Origin of the sequence: Marinobacter sp. F3R08 (assembly GCF_018860425.1) — a bacterium.
Classification (GTDB): Bacteria; Pseudomonadota; Gammaproteobacteria; order Pseudomonadales; family Oleiphilaceae; genus Marinobacter.
On record NZ_JAHKPI010000014.1, the window covers coordinates 586,183 to 602,535 of the forward strand.

Here is a 16,353-nt window from a genome sequence, read left to right on the forward strand (position 1 = left end):
TTCACTTGTACCCTGAGGCCGTCCGCAGAATAGAGCGAACTGGCTCCCAGATAGCGGGTGCCGAAATCAGAATATCGCGGCCCCACAGATCGGCAGGGTAACCTTCCGGTACCTCGCTGAAATGTCCCGCTGTTGCGCCCGCCTCGAGGGCGATCAGGCGGGCGGCGGCGAAGTCCCAGGGGCTTACGTTCTCGTAGTAGATATCCAGACGGCCGCAGGCGACCCAACAGATATCCAGGGCCGCTGAGCCAATGCGGCGCAGGTCCCGGCACTGGTGAATCATGGCGTCCAGACGTTTGATCAGCGGCTCCAGATGGTCTTTGGTGTAGGGAAAGCCGGTGGCGAACAGGGCGTCCCGGGGCACCGTGGCTCCGCTGTGTCGAATAGGCTGACCGTTCAGGGTAGCTCCTTCCGACCGGGTTGCCCTGAAGGTTTCGGCGGCAAAGGGCGCGTGTACCACCCCGGCCTGTACCCGACCTTTTTCTGCATAGGCAATGGACACGGCTACCTGGGGATGGCCGTAGGCGTAATTCACCGTCCCGTCGATGGGGTCCACGATCCAGAGAGGGGTGTCCAGTTCCTCGGCCTGACTCAGGTCGGGCATGGTTTCTTCGGAAAGGATTCGGTGGCCAGGGAAGCGCTTGCGGATGGCATCGGTAATAAACTCGTCGGCCATGACATCGGCATGGGTTACCAGTTCTGTTTGATGCTTGTAGTTGGTCCGCAGGGCGTTGCCGTCCCGTTCACGGCGAATCAGCTCGCCTGCCTGGCGAGCGAGGTTTTCGGCAAAATCGGTCATTTCGGTCAGAGAAACAGAATCAGACATGGCGCCCCCATTGATATCCCCTAAGAGAGTGAGGACGCCAGTCTAACACGCTGGAATCAGAGGCTGTTCAACCACTGCTCCATCTTGTCCATGGCCTGCACCAGGCGAGGACAGGCCTGATTGACGAAGTCGTCACCCAGCGCCTGCGCGGCATAGTCACCGCCGGCCAGTCGAAGGGATTCGGCACCGTCGAAGTCGACAAATGCCAGTCGGGCCGCCAGATGATCCGGTACGAAGCCGAAATCGCTGGCGGGCAAAATGGCCACTCCGGTGTTTTCCAGCAGGGCCTGGCAGAAGGCCTGACTGGTCTTGATGTCCTCTCTGGCCAGTTGCTCCCGGAACGCGGAAAAGTCCGGGAACAGGTAGAACGCACCTTCCGGCTTCTGCACCACAGCACCCATGTCGCTCAGGCGTCGATGCATGTACTCACCGACAACTTTCAGCACCCGGCGCGACTGCTTGAGGTATTCATCAATGTCGTCACCACCGTTGAAGGCCGAAATGGCTGCGTGCTGGATGGGGGCGCTGGTAGCGGTATAGGTTTCGCTGGCGATGATTGCCATTGCGTCCTGCAGCGGGCGGAGTTCACGGGGGAAAATAAATGTACCCAGGCGCCAGCCGCCAGCGCCGGCCCACTTGCTCAGACCGGTACTGATAATGGTTCCTTCCGGATAGTAGCGGGCGATGGATTTGTGCCTGCCTTCGAAATGAACCTCACCGTAGATCTCGTCGGAAAGAAGAATCAGCTTGTATTTGCGGGCCACGTTGGCAATGGCCAGCAGTTGGTCGTCGGTGTAGCTGCAGCCGGTGGGGTTGGACGGATAGTTAAGAATCAGGATCCGTGGCCGCGACGGATCATCACGGCAGATGATGTCCAGCTCCTCGGCGGTAAGCTGCCAGTTATTCTCGGCGTGTGTGGGCAACCAGTGTACCGAGCGACCGATAATCCGTGCCTGAGGGGCATAGGAAACCCAGCTCGGGCGCGGGATCAGAAGATCCCCGTAGTAGGCCAGTTGCAGCATGAACAGAAGTTCCTTGGAGCCAGGGCCGATCAGAACGTCTTCCCAGGAACAGCGCATGCGCTCGCTGCGATTGATGTAGCCGGCAATGGCTTCGCGGAGGCTCTTCAGGCCTTTTACGGGCAGGTAATCCTTTTCGTGGGCGTGCTCTTTGAGCGCCTCCACCACGCGATCGGGTACCGGGAAGGGCGACTGCCCCAATCCAAGTTTGATGATGTCCTTGCCTTCGGATTTGAGCTGGTTGCTCAGCTCGTTGATGCGAAGGGTGGCTGAGGGCTGAATGCCCCGGACGTTCAGGTTAATCGCGTATCGGTGGTCGGTTTGGATGTCCATTGTCCCTGTCTGTTGGTTGGAAGTGACCACCCAAGTATAGAAAATCCAAACATATCTGTGACGCTCTGTCAGATAGGTGATTGCCGCAGTCTGGTGGCAGACCTGGATCTGGATCTAGCGCGACTTGATCCAGACTTCGACGCGACCATTGCGAGGGCTACCGCTTCCTCCGACCGGCATGTACTGGCCATAACCTGTATAGGCGACGTCCGGTACGCCCACTTCCTGCAGAGCCATACGGACGGACAGGGCTCTTAACTCTGAGATCATCTGCGCGCGGAGTTCGTGACTCTGGCGGTCGGCAAACCCGATCAGGAGCAGGTCGTCGGCAGACCGACCGTTCTGCATGAGAAATTGCTGAACCCTCTGCAGGTCACGACGCGCTTTGTTATCCAGCTTCGACCGACCTTCAGAGAAGCGGAAATTGACCGTGAGGCGATGGTAGTGGCCAGTCAGGCGACGAAAGGTCTTGGGCGTTGAGTCGTCGAACTTCGGTTTCACCGCAATCGGATTCTGGGAAATGAAACCGGACTCGGCGACCAGAGCCTGTCCTTTCTGGCCAAGAGCGAACCTGATCAGGCCGGCGGAAAGAGATGGGATCTCGCTTCCCGGGGTGTACATGAACAGACGCCGTGACAGCGGGTAATCCTCGCTGGCGACGGTCAGTTGATTGGGGTGCAGGGCAGGTGCATTGCCTTCGGAAATCGCCAGCAGCTTGCTGTCCCGGACCGAGGCCAATCCGGAGAAGCCAATGCCTGAAGGATCTCGACTAACGTCATCCGACAACTGGTCGTTAGATTCGTACCGTTTGGCGTTGCCGTCCAGTGTGAACTGTTTCCCCAGTACGAGTGATTTGAATGTGTCCCAGGTTCCGGAGCGGTCATCTCTGGCGTAGAGGTGGATTGGCCTGTCAGGTCCATCCAGCTCCGACCAGTTGCGGATCTGCCCAGAAAAGATCTGACCCAGGGTATTGATGCTCATCTGGCTGATCGGGTTGGAGGGATGCACCAGAATAGCCAGCCCGTCAATGGCAATGACATGCTCGCTTTCTGGCGCCGTAAGATCGGCCGTATCCAGAAAGTGTTCTGCTTCCTGTGGTTTTACCGGACGGGAAGAAGCCCAGATATTCGCCTGCCCGGACGCCAGAGCCTTGAACCCGGTGCTCGATCCATGGGCAGCCACCAGAATTTCGGTGGCCGTCTGGTTCACGGTGGCCCGGAGCACGGTTTCGTTCTCCACGCCGGTGCTTCCGGAAACGACCGGTTCTTTACCGTCCGCTTGCAGAAAACCTGTGACCAGCATGGGAGCAAGTGTGGCACCGACAGTGTTCGAACCGTGAATTTCCAGATCGTAGGCTTGAGCCTGAAAGGCCAGAACAGCCGCGGCAAGCGTTGAAGAAACAGTACTGGTCTTGGGGAAACTGCGAGCCATCTTGAAAAAACCTCGATGCGACAGAGAGTTGAGGCGTTCAAGGATGCTCAAGAAATGTGACAGCTATGTTTCAGGTGAGGCGTTGGGCCGGGCCCGGACACGTCGAGCAGTGAGCTTTCTTGCGCTAGAGCTCAGGAGAAGCGGTGGGGTTCCAGTTCCATGTGCTGGATGCGCTGACCCAGCATAATGATACGGCCGGTGTAGCGTTCTTCGCCGGTAGACGTGAAATCGAACAGGAACCTGCGCCATACTCGGATCCGGCCATGATCGTCACGTTTGAACCAGAGCCCGCGAAGGAATACCACGTCATCCAGAAGCATGACATCCATGCTCTTGCAGTAGCGATGCGCCGCCTGAAGTACGAAATCCTTGATGGCTTTGGCTCGCCACCAGTACCAGACAGCGAATCCAGCGACGAACAGCCAGAACAGGGTTCCAAGAGTCACGTTGTTGAGAGTCTCGCAGGTTATTCATGAGTGAGGACCAAGACTAACCTATTCAAATGACGCGGGCACTAAAAAGCCCGGTACACGTTTCCGTGACCGGGCATTCTGTGTTCCGGGTCAGTGGGCGGTTGCCGTGTTCACTCCGGGCTCTGTGCCACCGCTGTTCTTGTCGTCTGCAGAGCCGTTGTGATCACGGCCCAGCAGGATGTAGAACGCCGGCAATACAAAGATGGTGAAAAGGGTACCAATGCCCAGGCCAGCGCTGATGGTCAGGCCGATCGCAAAGCGGCTTTCGGCCCCCGGACCAACGGCAATCAGCAACGGCACCATGGCGAAGATCAGTGCCAGGGACGTCATGATGATGGGGCGCAAACGAATTGCAGCCGCCTCAATAACCGCGTCTACCTTGTTCAGGCCACGCTCCTTCTGAAGCTGATTGGCGAACTCAACAATGAGAATGCCGTTCTTGGACACCACGCCAATCAATGTGATCAGTCCCACCTGGGTGTAGATGTTCATGGACGCAAAGCCAAGCACGATAAATGCCATGGCACCTGCGACTGACATAGGCACTGATACCAGGATGATAAACGGGTCCCGCCAGCTTTCGAACTGGGCGGCCAGTACCAGATAGATCACCAGCAGCGAGAGGAAGAAGGTGACTACCAGGGCGCTACCCTGGGTGGCCAGCTGTCGACTCTGACCGGTGTAGTCGTAACTGAAACCCTGAGGGAACACCTCTCCGGCAGTCTGCTCCATGAAGTCCATGGCGGTGCCAGCGGCAACACCTGGCATGATGACCCCCTGAAGCGTCAGCGAGTTCTGCTGGTTGAACTGGGTACGGTTTGACGGTTCAACATCATGGCTGAAGCTGACCACGCTGCCCAGTGGCACCAGTTCGTCGTTGTCCGCACGGATGTAGTACTCATTCAGAGCCTGGGCATCCAGCCGGAACTTCTGGTCAACCTGCGGAATGACCTGGTAAGAGCGTCCTTCCATGCTGAACCGGTTGATGTAACCGCCGCCGAGCATGCTCGACAGGCTCTGACCAACGTCCTGCATGGACAGGCCCAGATCTGCAACGCGGTCACGGTCGACCTTGATGCGAGTGATCGGGCGATCAAAGTTGATGGATTTTTGCAGGAACATGAAATTACCGCTGCCCATCGCTTTGCCCAGCAGTTCGTCAGCGACCTGATCCAGCTGCTCATAGCTGTTACCAGTGGTAATCACGAACTGGAACGGCAGGCCGCCACCGGAGCCGGGAAGGGACGGACGCGGGAACACTGCGGTTTGCAAGCCGGTGACCTTCTTGAGTTCCGCATTCAACTGAGGCTGAGCTTCGAACTGGGAGATTTCCCGTTCACTCCAGGGCGCCATCTTGAAACCACCGAAAACCGCATTCGGGCTGGTGATGCCGATGATCATGAAATCCTCGTTGTAGCCTTGCACCGTCGACAAACGCTCCTGCACTTCATCACCATGCTCGGTCAGATAGTCGAGGGTGGAGGTTTGCGGCCCGAGCCCCTGGTAGAACAGGATGCCCTGGTCTTCGGTCGGAGCCAGCTCGCTCTGGCTCATCATGACCATGAAGTAAATGGAGCCGAGTACAACCAGCGCAAAGAAGATAACCACCGATTTGGTTTGCATCAGGGAGGACAGAGCCGATTTATAGCCTGATGAAATCCCGTTGAACGTGCGTTCGACCAGGTTTTCAAACTTTCCGGGGTTGCCATGGGGTTTCAGAACCATGCCAGACAGCATTGGCGAGAGCGTCAAAGCCACAATGCCGGAAATAACCACAGTACCGGCCAGCGTGAAGGCAAACTCGGTAAAGAGTGAGCCGACCAGACCACCCATGAAGCCGATGGGTGCGTACACCGCGACCAGGGTGGTTGTCATGGCAATGATTGGTACTGCCATTTCACGGGCGCCGTTTATGGCGGCATTGAAGCGTGATTCGCCCTGTTCGATGTGCCGGTGCACGTTCTCAACCATGATAATGGCATCGTCCACCACGAGACCGATGGCCAGTACCATGGACAGCAGTGTCAGCAGGTTCAGTGAGAAACCGAACATCAGCATGATGAACGCCCCACCGATCAGTGACAATGGCACGGCAATGGATGGAACAATGGAGGCGCGGACTGAGCCAAGGCAAAGGAAGACCACCACCAGGACGATGATCATGGCTTCCAGAAGTGTCTGGATAACCTCGTTGATGGAATCCTCAATGAAGTCAGACGAGTCGTAGGCCAGGCGAACATTCAGGCCTGATGGCAGCTGGCTTTTAATGTCCGGGAGTTCGCCTTTTACCAGCCCCGCCACGGTCAGTGGGTTCGCTCCAGGAGCCAGTTCTATGGCAACGTAGGTTGCTGGTTGCCCCTTGTACAGGGCGAGTTGATCATAGGTTTCGGAGCCCAGCTCAACACGGGCGATGTCCTGCAGGCGAATCTGGGTGCCATTGCTTTGTTTGACAACCAGGTTCCGGAACTCATCCGGATCCGCTACATCGGTATCACTGGTCATGCTGATTTCAGTGTAGGTGCCCTTGGTATTGCCGACGGCTGCCTGATAGTTGTTGGCCTGGAGCTTTGCGACCACTTCCTCGGGGGTCATATCGACTGCCGCCAGGCGCTCCGGGTCCAGCCAGACCCTCAGGGCAAATTTCCGCCCCAGCAAATTCGCCTTACCAACACCGGACAGCGCTTGCAGCCGGGGCTGGACAACCCGGGTCAGATAGTCAGTAATCTGAGGTACAGCCAGTTTGTTACTGTAGAAGGCGATGTACATCAGAGCCGTTGAATCGCCCGTGGTGGAGGTGATTACCGGGTCCTGGGCATCGGCTGGCAACACGTTGCGCTGGCTTGCTACCTTGGCCTGGATTTCCGCAAGTGCGGCGTTAGCGTCGTAATTCAGTACCATCTTTGCTTCGATGGTTGAGACGCCCTGGGAACTGGTTGAGGTCAGATAGTCGATGCCGCTGGCTTCGGCAATTGCCTGTTGCAGTGGCGTGGTAATGAAACCCTTGATCAGGTCTGAGCTGGCACCGGGATAAGCGGTGGTGACGGTCACGGTGGTACTTTCGAGTTCCGGATACTGCCGGATCTCCATTTCCATGGCCGCCCGTGCACCCAGAAGCAGGATCAGCAGGCTGACCACCGTCGCCAGTACGGGACGGTGGATAAAGATGTCAGTGAAGCGCATTACTCAGACGCCCCCTGCTTCTGGTCTTCTTCCTGGATGGCCACCTTCTGGCCCGCGCGCAAACGCAGAAGCCCTTTCTCGACGATGGTTTCACCTGCCTCAAGACCTGAAAGAATAGCAACGCGAGTGTCGCGGGTTTCACCGGTGGTCACCGTCCGGCGGCTGACGACAAGATCGCCGTCTTCGTTTTCCTCGACTACGAATACGAAATCTCCGTAAGTGTTGTAGGAGATTGCAGTACGCGGAACGGTCACTACCTCGTTTTCCTCGGGCTGCCGAGTCAACACGGTAGCGAACATGCCCGGGCGCAACAGTTTGTCAGGATTCGCGAGCGTCGCACGGATTCTGACCGTCCGGGTTTCCGGATTCACTGACGTGTTGATCGCACTGACCGATCCCTCGAAATCCTGTTCCGGTACCGCAGCAACCGCGGCAACCACCGGGTATCCGGGTTTTACGTTCGGCAGGTTTTTCTCGGACAGGGTGTAGTCCACGTAGATCGGATCAAGCATATTGATCTCGACAATGGGCGTTCCAGTGGCGATATATTCGCCCTGGTCAACCATCCGGATGCCCAGAGTGCCGTCAAAGGGTGCACGAATGATTTTCTTGCTTAACTGGGCCTCGGCCTCGTTAACCCTTGCCCGCGCGGCGTCGAAATTTGCCTTGGCTTCGTCGTATTGAGACTGAGATACTGCGCGCTTGGGCAAGAGATCGGAGAGACGTTCGAACTCCTGCTCAGCCAACTGCGCCTCGGCACGCTGGGTACGGAGGGCGGCCTCGTCGATAGCGGCATCAATGCGGATCAGTACATCGCCCTGCTTGACCACGTCACCGGATTCGAAATTGATGGCCTCAATAACACCAGGTACTTCATTGGCCACCTGGATCCCGTTGATGGCCTCAACGCTGCCGACCGCCTTGATAGCCGGTGTCCATGCTTCTGTCCGGGCCTCAATGGCAGAGATCTGGGCCGGGGGTTGGGGCTGGGACATTTGTTCTTGCATCTGGCCAAATTGATAGAACTTGTAGCCGAAGATGCCTCCAAGCACCACGCCGAGAAAAATGATCACAATCAGAAAGCGTGTAGCAGTGCGCATAGGTCGGATCCTGGAAATCTGTGTCAGATGTGGGGAAGCGTAGCATCCTACAAAATTAGGTCGCTATTGTCACCGGGCTGTAAGTATTTCTGTCTAGGCAATATAGCGGACATTTTTGAGGTATATCATAGCGCTCCTGTCGCGCGCCTCTGGTTCTGGGGTGGCGTGCTGGTAATGTGGCAGAAACCGGTTACAAAATAACGACGTCGAACAAGGTGGGATCAACCATGCAGTGGATTCTGGGAATCGCGTTGGCAGCTGCCGTGTTTGTGATTCTGAAACAGTGGGGCGCATTGTCCGCCGAGAAGAAAAAGGCAGCTACCTGGAAGAGTGTTCTGGTGGTCGGTGCCGCCTTGCTGGTCTTCATGGTGCTGACCGGGCGTATCCACGTGCTGACGGCGGCAGTGGCCGCTTTACTTCCTCTGTTGCGCAAGCTTCCGGCGTTGCTGAAGTTCGCCCCGGCCATCAAGCAGATGATCGGGGAAGAGCAAGGGCGCCCGGATCAGGAACAGGCGAGCCGTGAATCTGATCGGGGCAATGGCCCGGATGGTCAGATGTCGGAGCGCGAGGCCTGCGACATTCTCGGGGTAAAAACCGGCTGTTCCGAGGAAGAGATCGTGATGGCCCATCGCCGGCTGATGCAGAAACTTCATCCCGATCGGGGGGGCAATGATTACCTGGCCGCCAAACTCAATGAGGCCAAGTCGGTTCTGCTGAGTGCCCACAAAGCCTGAATCATGGCATAACGTCGACCCTGACCTCAAAACTGCGATTCTCGGATTGATTGCTGTTCACCTGATAGGTAATACCGTTGTGGGTCTGTGTCGACCGGGTTTCGGTGCTACCCAATGACACCCATTGCCCAGGCTCAACCCGTCGTATGGTCACCACGGCTTCGGTTTCATATCCGTCGGGACTTGCCGCTTCTTGTCCGAAAGAAACAATGCTCAGCTCAACGGCCCGCTCAGAAATGACTTGCGGACTCACCAGGAATCCACTGCGGGTTTCAACTTGCTGAAGGAAGGCGGCCGGATTCCGACCACCCCGAACGGCAACTGGAATCGTCCGGATCTGGCCAGAAGTAATATGCGCAGATTGGCCATCCTGCATGATCAGTGTTCGCTCCTGGGTGCTGCCGGTACTGGTCACACGGTGCTGCGCCGAGATTTCGGCCTGCTTCCGGGACGCCGAGATACCTGCACTCGAGTGTTTTCCGCCACTGTCTGTCATGGAGCGGACGGTGATCCGGAGCTGAATGGGCGCCACGTCCAGCGTTTCGACAAGCCGTTCTATTTCCTCCAGTAAGGCTGGCTGACCGCGGACTATCAGCTGCTGGCCGCGCGCTGTTACGGTTACCGGCGAGCCCTGATAAAGCTCGCGAATCTGCTCGGCAACATCGTCTCCGGGCCGGTTGTTGAGCTGATAGGCACGGGACTCGGACTGGGCCAGTGTCTGGCTGGAAAACAGGCCGATCATTACAGCCAATATCAGCCGCAGAGAGTACTGTTGGAGGAAAACGGTCATTGATTGCTCCCAACCTTTTTTGCCGGAACGGAAAAAAACTCCGGCTCATGGGTTGCCAAGTTGAAAACCGGGGGTATATATTGAAAAGCATGAAGACCACACACGCGACCTGTCAATTGAATGTTTTGCAAGCTTTCGGCTCCAAGCCGGTGGCTGCGGTCGCTGCTGTGTTTTTTTGGTGGTTTGGTTATGGCTTTTATTTTAGCCAGAGCCGGGGCCGCCCATAGCATCTTCATCGAACGAATAACGAGGAAGGCAGCCCGGCAGAAAACCCAGGCTGCCACCGGACTCGAAAAAGCCCCGACTGGTAGCCCAGCCGGGGCTTTTTTGATTCTGACCCAGGGAAACGGAAATACTGACATGAACATGCCCTTGAATACCGAACTGATGCATCAGGAGGCGGAGTCGCCCACAGCTCACCGACAGGAAATGCTTCTGCCAACGCCGGCCGAACTGAAACAGCAGATGCCGGCCGCTGACTCTGTCATTCAGCAGGTGCGTGTGCACCGACAGGCAATCCGGAGCATTCTCCGGGGTGAGGACGCAAGAACCCTGATCGTGATGGGACCCTGTTCCATTCACGATGAAGTGGCCGCTCTGGAATACGGTGAGAAGCTGAAAGTATTGGCGGATGCAGTCAGTGATCGTTTCCTGATCGTCATGCGGGCCTACCTGGAGAAACCACGAACCACGGTTGGCTGGAAAGGGCTCTTGTACGATCCGGAGCGCACTGGAGCCGGAAACCTGAATGAGGGGCTACTGCGTTCACGCCGTTTACTTCTCAACCTGGCGGCGATGGGACTGCCCCTGGCCACTGAAGCACTGAGCCCTCTTGCTATGGATTATCTCGGTGATCTGGTGAGCTGGACCGCCATCGGTGCCCGAACCACCGAGTCCCAGGTGCACCGGGAGATGGTCAGTGGATTGCCGATGCCCACAGGCTTCAAGAACGGTACCGATGGTGGCATTGCCGTAGCAACCAATGCGATGAAGTCCGCCTCCCATTCTCATCATCATCTTGGTGTGTCTGCGAACGGAGCACCGGTAATGATTACCACCCGGGGCAATGCGGATACTCACCTGGTTTTGCGGGGTGGTCGCGGCATCACCAACTACGATGCAGGCAGTATTGAACGAGCGGTCGGTGCGTTGGAAGAGGCGGGGCTTGGGACTGCGATCATGGTGGATTGCAGTCATGACAACGCCTGCAAAAAGGCCGAGCGGCAGCTGGACATCGCCCGGGAGGTTATGGCGCAGCGTCATGCCGGTAACCACCATATCCGGGGCCTGATGCTGGAAAGCTTCCTGGAACCGGGCCGGCAGGACGACGGTGAAGAACTGCGCTATGGATGCTCGATTACTGACCCGTGTCTGGGATGGGCTCAGACGGAGGCTCTGATCCGCTCACTGTAGACAGCAGTAACTGGCCAGCCAGTAACAACAGAACGCCTCCCATCAGCCGGTCCAGCCAATGGCCAAACCGGTTAAAGCCTTTGCGTACCTGGGGCAGGGTAAGGAATGAGGCAATCATGGCGAACCAGACACTGGTGGCGAGAGCCATATAAAGACCATAGCCAGCTTGCAGGGCGATAGGCGTGTCGGGACTGATGACGACAGAAAACAGGGAAACAAAAAACAGAGTGGCCTTGGGATTCAGGGCATTGGTCAGAAACCCCAGTCGGAGCGCGGCGATACCGGATTGTCCTGTTGCCGGGCCCTGTTCTACATGAATTCCACCGGCCCGGGCCCGCAGGCACTGAATGGCGATCCAGACAAGATAGAGTGCCCCCAGCACCTTGAGGATGCTGAATAGCAGGATCGACTGCTGGATCAACAGGCCAATCCCCAGCAATGAATAACAAACGTGCACCAGAATTCCGGCCCCTATACCGATGGCCGTGAGCAGCGCGTTATTCCGACTTTGACAGAGTGCCTGCCTGAGCATCACGGCAAAATCCGGCCCGGGACTTGCCACCGCCAACAAGTGGACCAGTGCTACCGTCAAAAATTCAGGCCAGTAATTCTGCATGCTCCTAGCTCCTGTCTGATGGGATTGTCGTCTGAAAGGTCCGACAGGATAGTCTGAACTGGCGGGTTTTTCACGGGGCGAGAGAAATTTGCCATGGCTTCTATACTGAGGTCACACCCAACCGTACCTTCCCCTGTTCCCGACGACCGGGAATACCTGTCAGGAGACCGTGTAATGGATAAGAGAGCAGTAGATGTTGCCATTATCGGAGCTGGAACCGCCGGTATGGTGGCTTATCAGCGAGTGCGAAAGGTGACCGATAAGGTTGTGCTGATTGAAGGTGCCCAGTATGGAACCACCTGCGCCAGAGTCGGGTGCATGCCCAGCAAACTGCTGATTGCGGCCGCCGATAATGCTCATCAGATGCGGCTTGGCGACCTGTTCGGCGTGTCTGCGGGCGGTATGAATATTGATGGTCGGCGAGTTATGGAGCGGGTGCGGTCCGAGCGTGACCGCTTTGTGGCTTCGGTGATTCGGTCGGTTGAGAAGTTCCCTGAGGAGCACCGCCTGAAAGGTAATGCGCGGTTTATCGGCTCTCACCGTCTGGCCGTCGGTGGCGATCTGGAGGTTCAGGCTGAGCGGATCATCATTGCCACCGGCTCCCGGCCCAGCGTCCCGGGATTTCTGAAGTCGGCCAAGGACCGACTGGTCGTGAATGACGATATCTTTGAATGGCAGGACCTCCCGGACTCGGTGGCCGTCTTTGGTCCGGGCGTGATCGGGCTTGAGCTTGGGCAGGCATTGAGCCGGCTTGGCGTCAGGGTTCGTATGTTCGGGGTGGGCGGTGCCGTTGGCCCGATTCAGGATGACACTATCCGGGAGTATGCCTTGCAGACTTTCAGAGAGGCGTTCCCGTTGGACCCTGATTCGGAGGTCAAGAAGGTTGAGCGTGTTGATGCCGGTGTTGCCATTTCCTTTGTTGATGGCAGCGCCGGTGAAAAAACCGAGACGTTCGATTACCTGCTGGCGGCGACTGGTCGGCGTTCCAATGTCGACGGGCTGGATATCCAGAATGCCGATATCGAGTTGGATGACGGGGGGCTTCCCCTGTTCGATCCTCATACCTTGCGTTGTGGCCAGAGCCACATTTTTATCGCTGGCGATGCCAATAACAGCCTGCCCTTGCTCCATGAAGCCGCCGATGAAGGCCGGATAGCCGGCGACAACGCAGCCTCTTACCCGGAGGTACGGGTGGGTCTGCGCCGGACTCCGTTGGCTGTGGTCTTTACTGATCCGCAGATTGCTACGGTTGGATTGACGATCAAGCAGGTGGAGGAGCGGTGTCGCGGGTGTTTTGCGGTTGGTGAGGTGTCCTTCGAGGACCAGGGGCGCAGCCGGGTGATCGGTAAGAACCGAGGGCTGTTAAGAGTATACGGTGAACAGGGCAGTGGGATTTTTCTGGGCGCCGAAATGTTCGGACCAGCCGCAGAACATATGGCTCACCTGCTGGCCTGGTCTGTTCAGCAACGGCTGACGGTCAGTGAAATTCTGGAGATGCCGTTTTACCATCCAGTGATTGAAGAAGGCCTGAGAACCGCGCTTAAGGACCTGAATCGTAAGCTCAACATCGGGCCTGTCCCGGAAGAAGGCTGCACCGATTGCGGGCCGGGAGTCTGATCCGGCCCTTGATCGGATTTAACAGGTATGGAGCTGGCGAAAGGATAAAGTCTCTGCGTCTGGCCTTGTATTTTGCTGACGTCGGGCCCAGATCCTTTCATGGAAGAAGTAGGCGATGGTGTTGATTGCGGGCTCCACCATGGCGATCAGGCCGCCTACGATCAGGTCACCGGTGAGCAGGTAGGCAACGGTAAAGGCGACGGTAAAGTGGGTGATGGCGAAAGTCACCGTCTTGATCAGCGACTGGTCGCCGCTTGTTCCATGGTTGTGTACAAACTGCTTTAAGGCACTCATGTTTCTCTCCGGTTCCGTTTTCTGATGTCTTGTATTGAATGCCATTTGAGAATTATTGTTAAATAAATTGTTTATAGGTTTTTGATAGATCCAGTCTATGGGATTGGCTCGTGGCAACTGATGCAGAGCCACTATCAGATGGATTGGCGCACTTAACTTCCCGTAGTCAACGCACAGGCATATAGTCTGGTTAGATCGATTTGATCCACTGTCAAGGAGACGTGTAATGGGTAAGAACTTTATTGGTCTGGATACCGAAAAAACTGCAAAGCTCGCTGATTCGCTGAACGATCTGCTCGCAAATTATCAGATCTTCTACATGAACGTCCGTGGCTATCATTGGAACATCAAGGGCAACGACTTTTTCGAGTTGCACGTAAAGTTTGAAGAGTTGTACGACGACCTTCTGCTGAAAATTGATGAGATTGCTGAGCGGGTTCTGACTCTCGGACACCGGCCTGCTCATGCCTACAGCACTTATATCGAACGTTCTGAAGTGCCAGAGAAGAGAGATGTATCGGATGGCAAGGAAGCGATGGAAAACATCGTGGACAGCTTTGCCAAGCTGATTGGCAAGCAACGTGAACTCCTTAGTCTTGCCGGCGATGCTGAGGACGAGGGAACGGTGGCCTTGATGAGCGACTACATTTCCCAGCAGGAAAAAACGGTCTGGATGTATCGCAGCTACCTCGGTCACTAAGTCTGTAGATACGGATCAAAAGCGGCCCTCGGGCCGCTTTTTTTGTTCCTGTCATCAATCCTTAACCCTTATGACCCGGAACTGTCATGACCTTGACCTAGCTTGTGTCGACATCATCTGCACCAAGTCATCACCGAGGCGTCATGTTATGTTCCGAAAGACCCTGATTTGCACAACGCTACTCTCTTCTGTATTGGGTCTGAGCGCCTGCTCCGATGACGGAGATGACAGCGCTGGCGGTGTTAACGGCAACACTAAGATTCTGATCGAGCTCAATGTACTGGGAAGCTATCAGGCGCCGGGCGACGTATTCGACGTGGGAGCGGCGGAGATAGTCGCCCATGATCCGGTTAACCAGCGATTGTTTGTGGTGAATGCCGGTGCCTCCTCGGTGGACGTACTGGATATCCATGACCCCGGCCAGCCGACACTGTTGCAGACCATTGATGCCAGCGCCGAGGGTGCTTCGGCCAACAGTGTGGCCGTCTACGGCGATCTGGTTGCGGTAGCCATTGAAGCAGAAAACAAGCAGGACAACGGCAAAGTGGTGTTCTATAACGCCACGGACCTCGGAAAGGTCGGTGATGTGACCGTTGGTGCGCTGCCCGACATGGTTGCCTTTACCAGAGACGGTATGAAGCTTCTGGTCGCCAATGAAGGAGAGCCGAGCGATGATTACACCAATGATCCTGTAGGGTCTGTCAGCATCATTGATCTGTCGGCAGGCGTCGCGGGTGCCAATGTGACAACCGCAGGATTCGATAGCTTCAATGCTGATGAAGCTGACCTGAGAGCCAGTGGCGTTCGGGTGTTTGGTCCGGGTGCAACCGTGGCTCAGGATATGGAGCCCGAGTACATTGCCGTCTCTGTTGATAACGAAACTGCCTGGGTGACACTTCAGGAAGCCAACGCAGTTGCCGAGCTGGACCTTCAGGCTGGTGTGATCAAAGCCATACGGCCGCTTGGATTCAAGGATCACAGTGTTCCCGGGAATGAGCTGGATGCCAGCAACCGGGATGGCGGCATCACGATCCGCAACTGGCCGGTGAAAGGCATGTATATGCCTGACGCGATCGCAAGCTATGGTTACAACGGAAAGACGTACTACATCACCGCGAACGAGGGGGATTCCCGTGACTATAGCGGCTTCTCCGAAGAGTTCCGGTTCGCGGATCTGACTCTGGATGCCACCGCCTTCCCAGACGCCGCGGAGCTGCAACTGGATGAGAACCTTGGCAGGATTAATGTAACCTCGACCATGGGGGTCAGTAACGGCTGCGATCCCAGTAATCCGGCTACGGATGTGGAAGTGGACTGTGAATACAGCGAAATCTACACGTACGGTGCGCGTTCCTTTGCTATCTGGTCTGCCGATGGCGAACAGGTCTTCGACAGTGGCAGTGAGTTCGAGCGAATCACGGCCAGTCTGTTGCCGGAGAACTTCAATGCGACCAATGACGAGAATAATTTCGACAACCGTTCTGATGACAAGGGGCCCGAGCCCGAGGCTGTGACGGTTGGCACGATCAACGGCCAGACTTTCGCGTTTATCGGGCTGGAGCGTGTTGGCGGAGTCATGGTTTACGACGTGTCCAATCCCCGGAATCCGGAATTCGTTCAATACCTGAACAACCGGGACTTCTCGGTGTCCGAAGCTGATCTGAAGGCTGGAATGGCCGGTGATCTAGGGCCTGAGGGGATGGCATTCATTGCCTCTGGGGACAGCCCCAATGGTCAGCCCATGCTGGCGGTAGCCAATGAAATCAGCGGAACCACAACCGTGTACGGGATCGAGATCATCGAACAGGGTACAGACTGAGTTCGGCA

Annotated in this window: 15 protein-coding genes; 5 read left to right on the top strand and 10 right to left on the bottom strand. The window is 56.5% G+C overall.

What is annotated here, in order from left to right; translation table 11 throughout:
* Position 1 precedes the first annotated feature (1 nt).
* The 6 genes from KO499_RS05740 to KO499_RS05765 all read right to left on the bottom strand — a co-directional run bounded on the left by KO499_RS05740 (position 2) and on the right by KO499_RS05765 (position 8,362).
* On the bottom strand, positions 2-826 hold the full coding sequence (locus KO499_RS05740) for an inositol monophosphatase family protein (RefSeq protein WP_215982739.1): 825 nt from the start codon (positions 824-826) through the stop codon (positions 2-4).
* Between the two features lie 56 nt (positions 827-882).
* The gene (locus KO499_RS05745) at positions 883-2,178 is read right to left on the bottom strand and encodes a pyridoxal phosphate-dependent aminotransferase (protein ID WP_215982740.1); all 1,296 of its coding nucleotides are present in this window, start codon (positions 2,176-2,178) and stop codon (positions 883-885) included.
* 114 nt (positions 2,179-2,292) lie between these two features.
* Complete coding sequence (locus KO499_RS05750) at positions 2,293-3,609, bottom strand: substrate-binding domain-containing protein (RefSeq protein ID WP_228339764.1); 1,317 nt, start codon at positions 3,607-3,609, stop codon at positions 2,293-2,295.
* Positions 3,610-3,740: 131 nt separating this feature from the next.
* The gene (locus KO499_RS05755; RefSeq protein WP_215982741.1) at positions 3,741-4,055 is read right to left on the bottom strand and encodes a DUF3301 domain-containing protein; all 315 of its coding nucleotides are present in this window, start codon (positions 4,053-4,055) and stop codon (positions 3,741-3,743) included.
* A 117-nt stretch (positions 4,056-4,172) separates the two neighbouring features.
* A complete protein-coding gene (locus tag KO499_RS05760; protein WP_215982742.1) occupies positions 4,173-7,262 on the bottom strand; it encodes an efflux RND transporter permease subunit in 3,090 nt (1,029 codons plus the stop codon).
* Positions 7,262-8,362, bottom strand: a complete 1,101-nt coding sequence (locus tag KO499_RS05765; protein ID WP_215982743.1) for an efflux RND transporter periplasmic adaptor subunit — start codon at positions 8,360-8,362, stop codon at positions 7,262-7,264. The genes KO499_RS05760 and KO499_RS05765 overlap by 1 nt, the downstream gene beginning before the upstream one ends.
* Before the next feature lie 227 nt (positions 8,363-8,589).
* Here KO499_RS05765 and KO499_RS05770 point away from each other — a divergent pair, with 227 nt between their 5' ends.
* On the top strand, positions 8,590-9,096 hold the full coding sequence (locus KO499_RS05770) for a DnaJ domain-containing protein (RefSeq protein WP_215982744.1): 507 nt from the start codon (positions 8,590-8,592) through the stop codon (positions 9,094-9,096).
* A gap of 1 nt (position 9,097) precedes the next feature.
* Here KO499_RS05770 and KO499_RS05775 read toward each other — a convergent pair whose 3' ends face one another.
* Together KO499_RS05775 and KO499_RS05780 are read right to left on the bottom strand one after the other, a co-directional pair.
* Positions 9,098-9,886, bottom strand: coding sequence for a secretin N-terminal domain-containing protein (locus KO499_RS05775; protein WP_215982745.1), 789 nt, complete (start codon positions 9,884-9,886; stop codon positions 9,098-9,100).
* Entirely contained in the window at positions 9,883-10,248 is a 366-nt protein-coding gene (locus KO499_RS05780; RefSeq protein WP_215982746.1) for a hypothetical protein, read from the bottom strand. Before KO499_RS05780 ends, KO499_RS05775 begins: the two co-directional genes overlap by 4 nt.
* Between KO499_RS05780 and KO499_RS05785 the strand changes: the two genes are divergently transcribed.
* On the top strand, positions 10,247-11,299 hold the full coding sequence (locus KO499_RS05785; RefSeq protein WP_215982747.1) for a 3-deoxy-7-phosphoheptulonate synthase: 1,053 nt from the start codon (positions 10,247-10,249) through the stop codon (positions 11,297-11,299). The genes KO499_RS05780 and KO499_RS05785 overlap by 2 nt on opposite strands.
* On the opposite strand, the gene KO499_RS05790 is transcribed toward KO499_RS05785, so the two are convergent.
* Positions 11,244-11,915 (bottom strand): LysE family translocator, encoded by a 672-nt coding sequence (locus KO499_RS05790; protein WP_215982748.1) that lies wholly within the window; start codon positions 11,913-11,915, stop codon positions 11,244-11,246. The two genes, KO499_RS05785 and KO499_RS05790, sit on opposite strands and share 56 nt — an antisense overlap.
* Positions 11,916-12,089: 174 nt before the next feature.
* Here KO499_RS05790 and KO499_RS05795 point away from each other — a divergent pair, with 174 nt between their 5' ends.
* Positions 12,090-13,532, top strand: coding sequence for a dihydrolipoyl dehydrogenase (locus tag KO499_RS05795; protein WP_215982749.1), 1,443 nt, complete (start codon positions 12,090-12,092; stop codon positions 13,530-13,532).
* Positions 13,533-13,550: 18 nt separating this feature from the next.
* Here the strand turns inward: KO499_RS05795 and KO499_RS05800 are convergent, their stop codons facing one another.
* Positions 13,551-13,826, bottom strand: coding sequence for a DUF2061 domain-containing protein (locus KO499_RS05800; protein ID WP_215982750.1), 276 nt, complete (start codon positions 13,824-13,826; stop codon positions 13,551-13,553).
* A gap of 226 nt (positions 13,827-14,052) precedes the next feature.
* Between KO499_RS05800 and KO499_RS05805 the strand changes: the two genes are divergently transcribed.
* Together KO499_RS05805 and KO499_RS05810 are read left to right on the top strand one after the other, a co-directional pair.
* The gene (locus tag KO499_RS05805) at positions 14,053-14,526 is read left to right on the top strand and encodes a Dps family protein (RefSeq protein WP_215982751.1); all 474 of its coding nucleotides are present in this window, start codon (positions 14,053-14,055) and stop codon (positions 14,524-14,526) included.
* A 148-nt stretch (positions 14,527-14,674) separates the two neighbouring features.
* The gene (locus KO499_RS05810; protein ID WP_215982752.1) at positions 14,675-16,345 is read left to right on the top strand and encodes a choice-of-anchor I family protein; all 1,671 of its coding nucleotides are present in this window, start codon (positions 14,675-14,677) and stop codon (positions 16,343-16,345) included.
* The last annotated feature ends 8 nt before the right edge of the window (positions 16,346-16,353 follow it).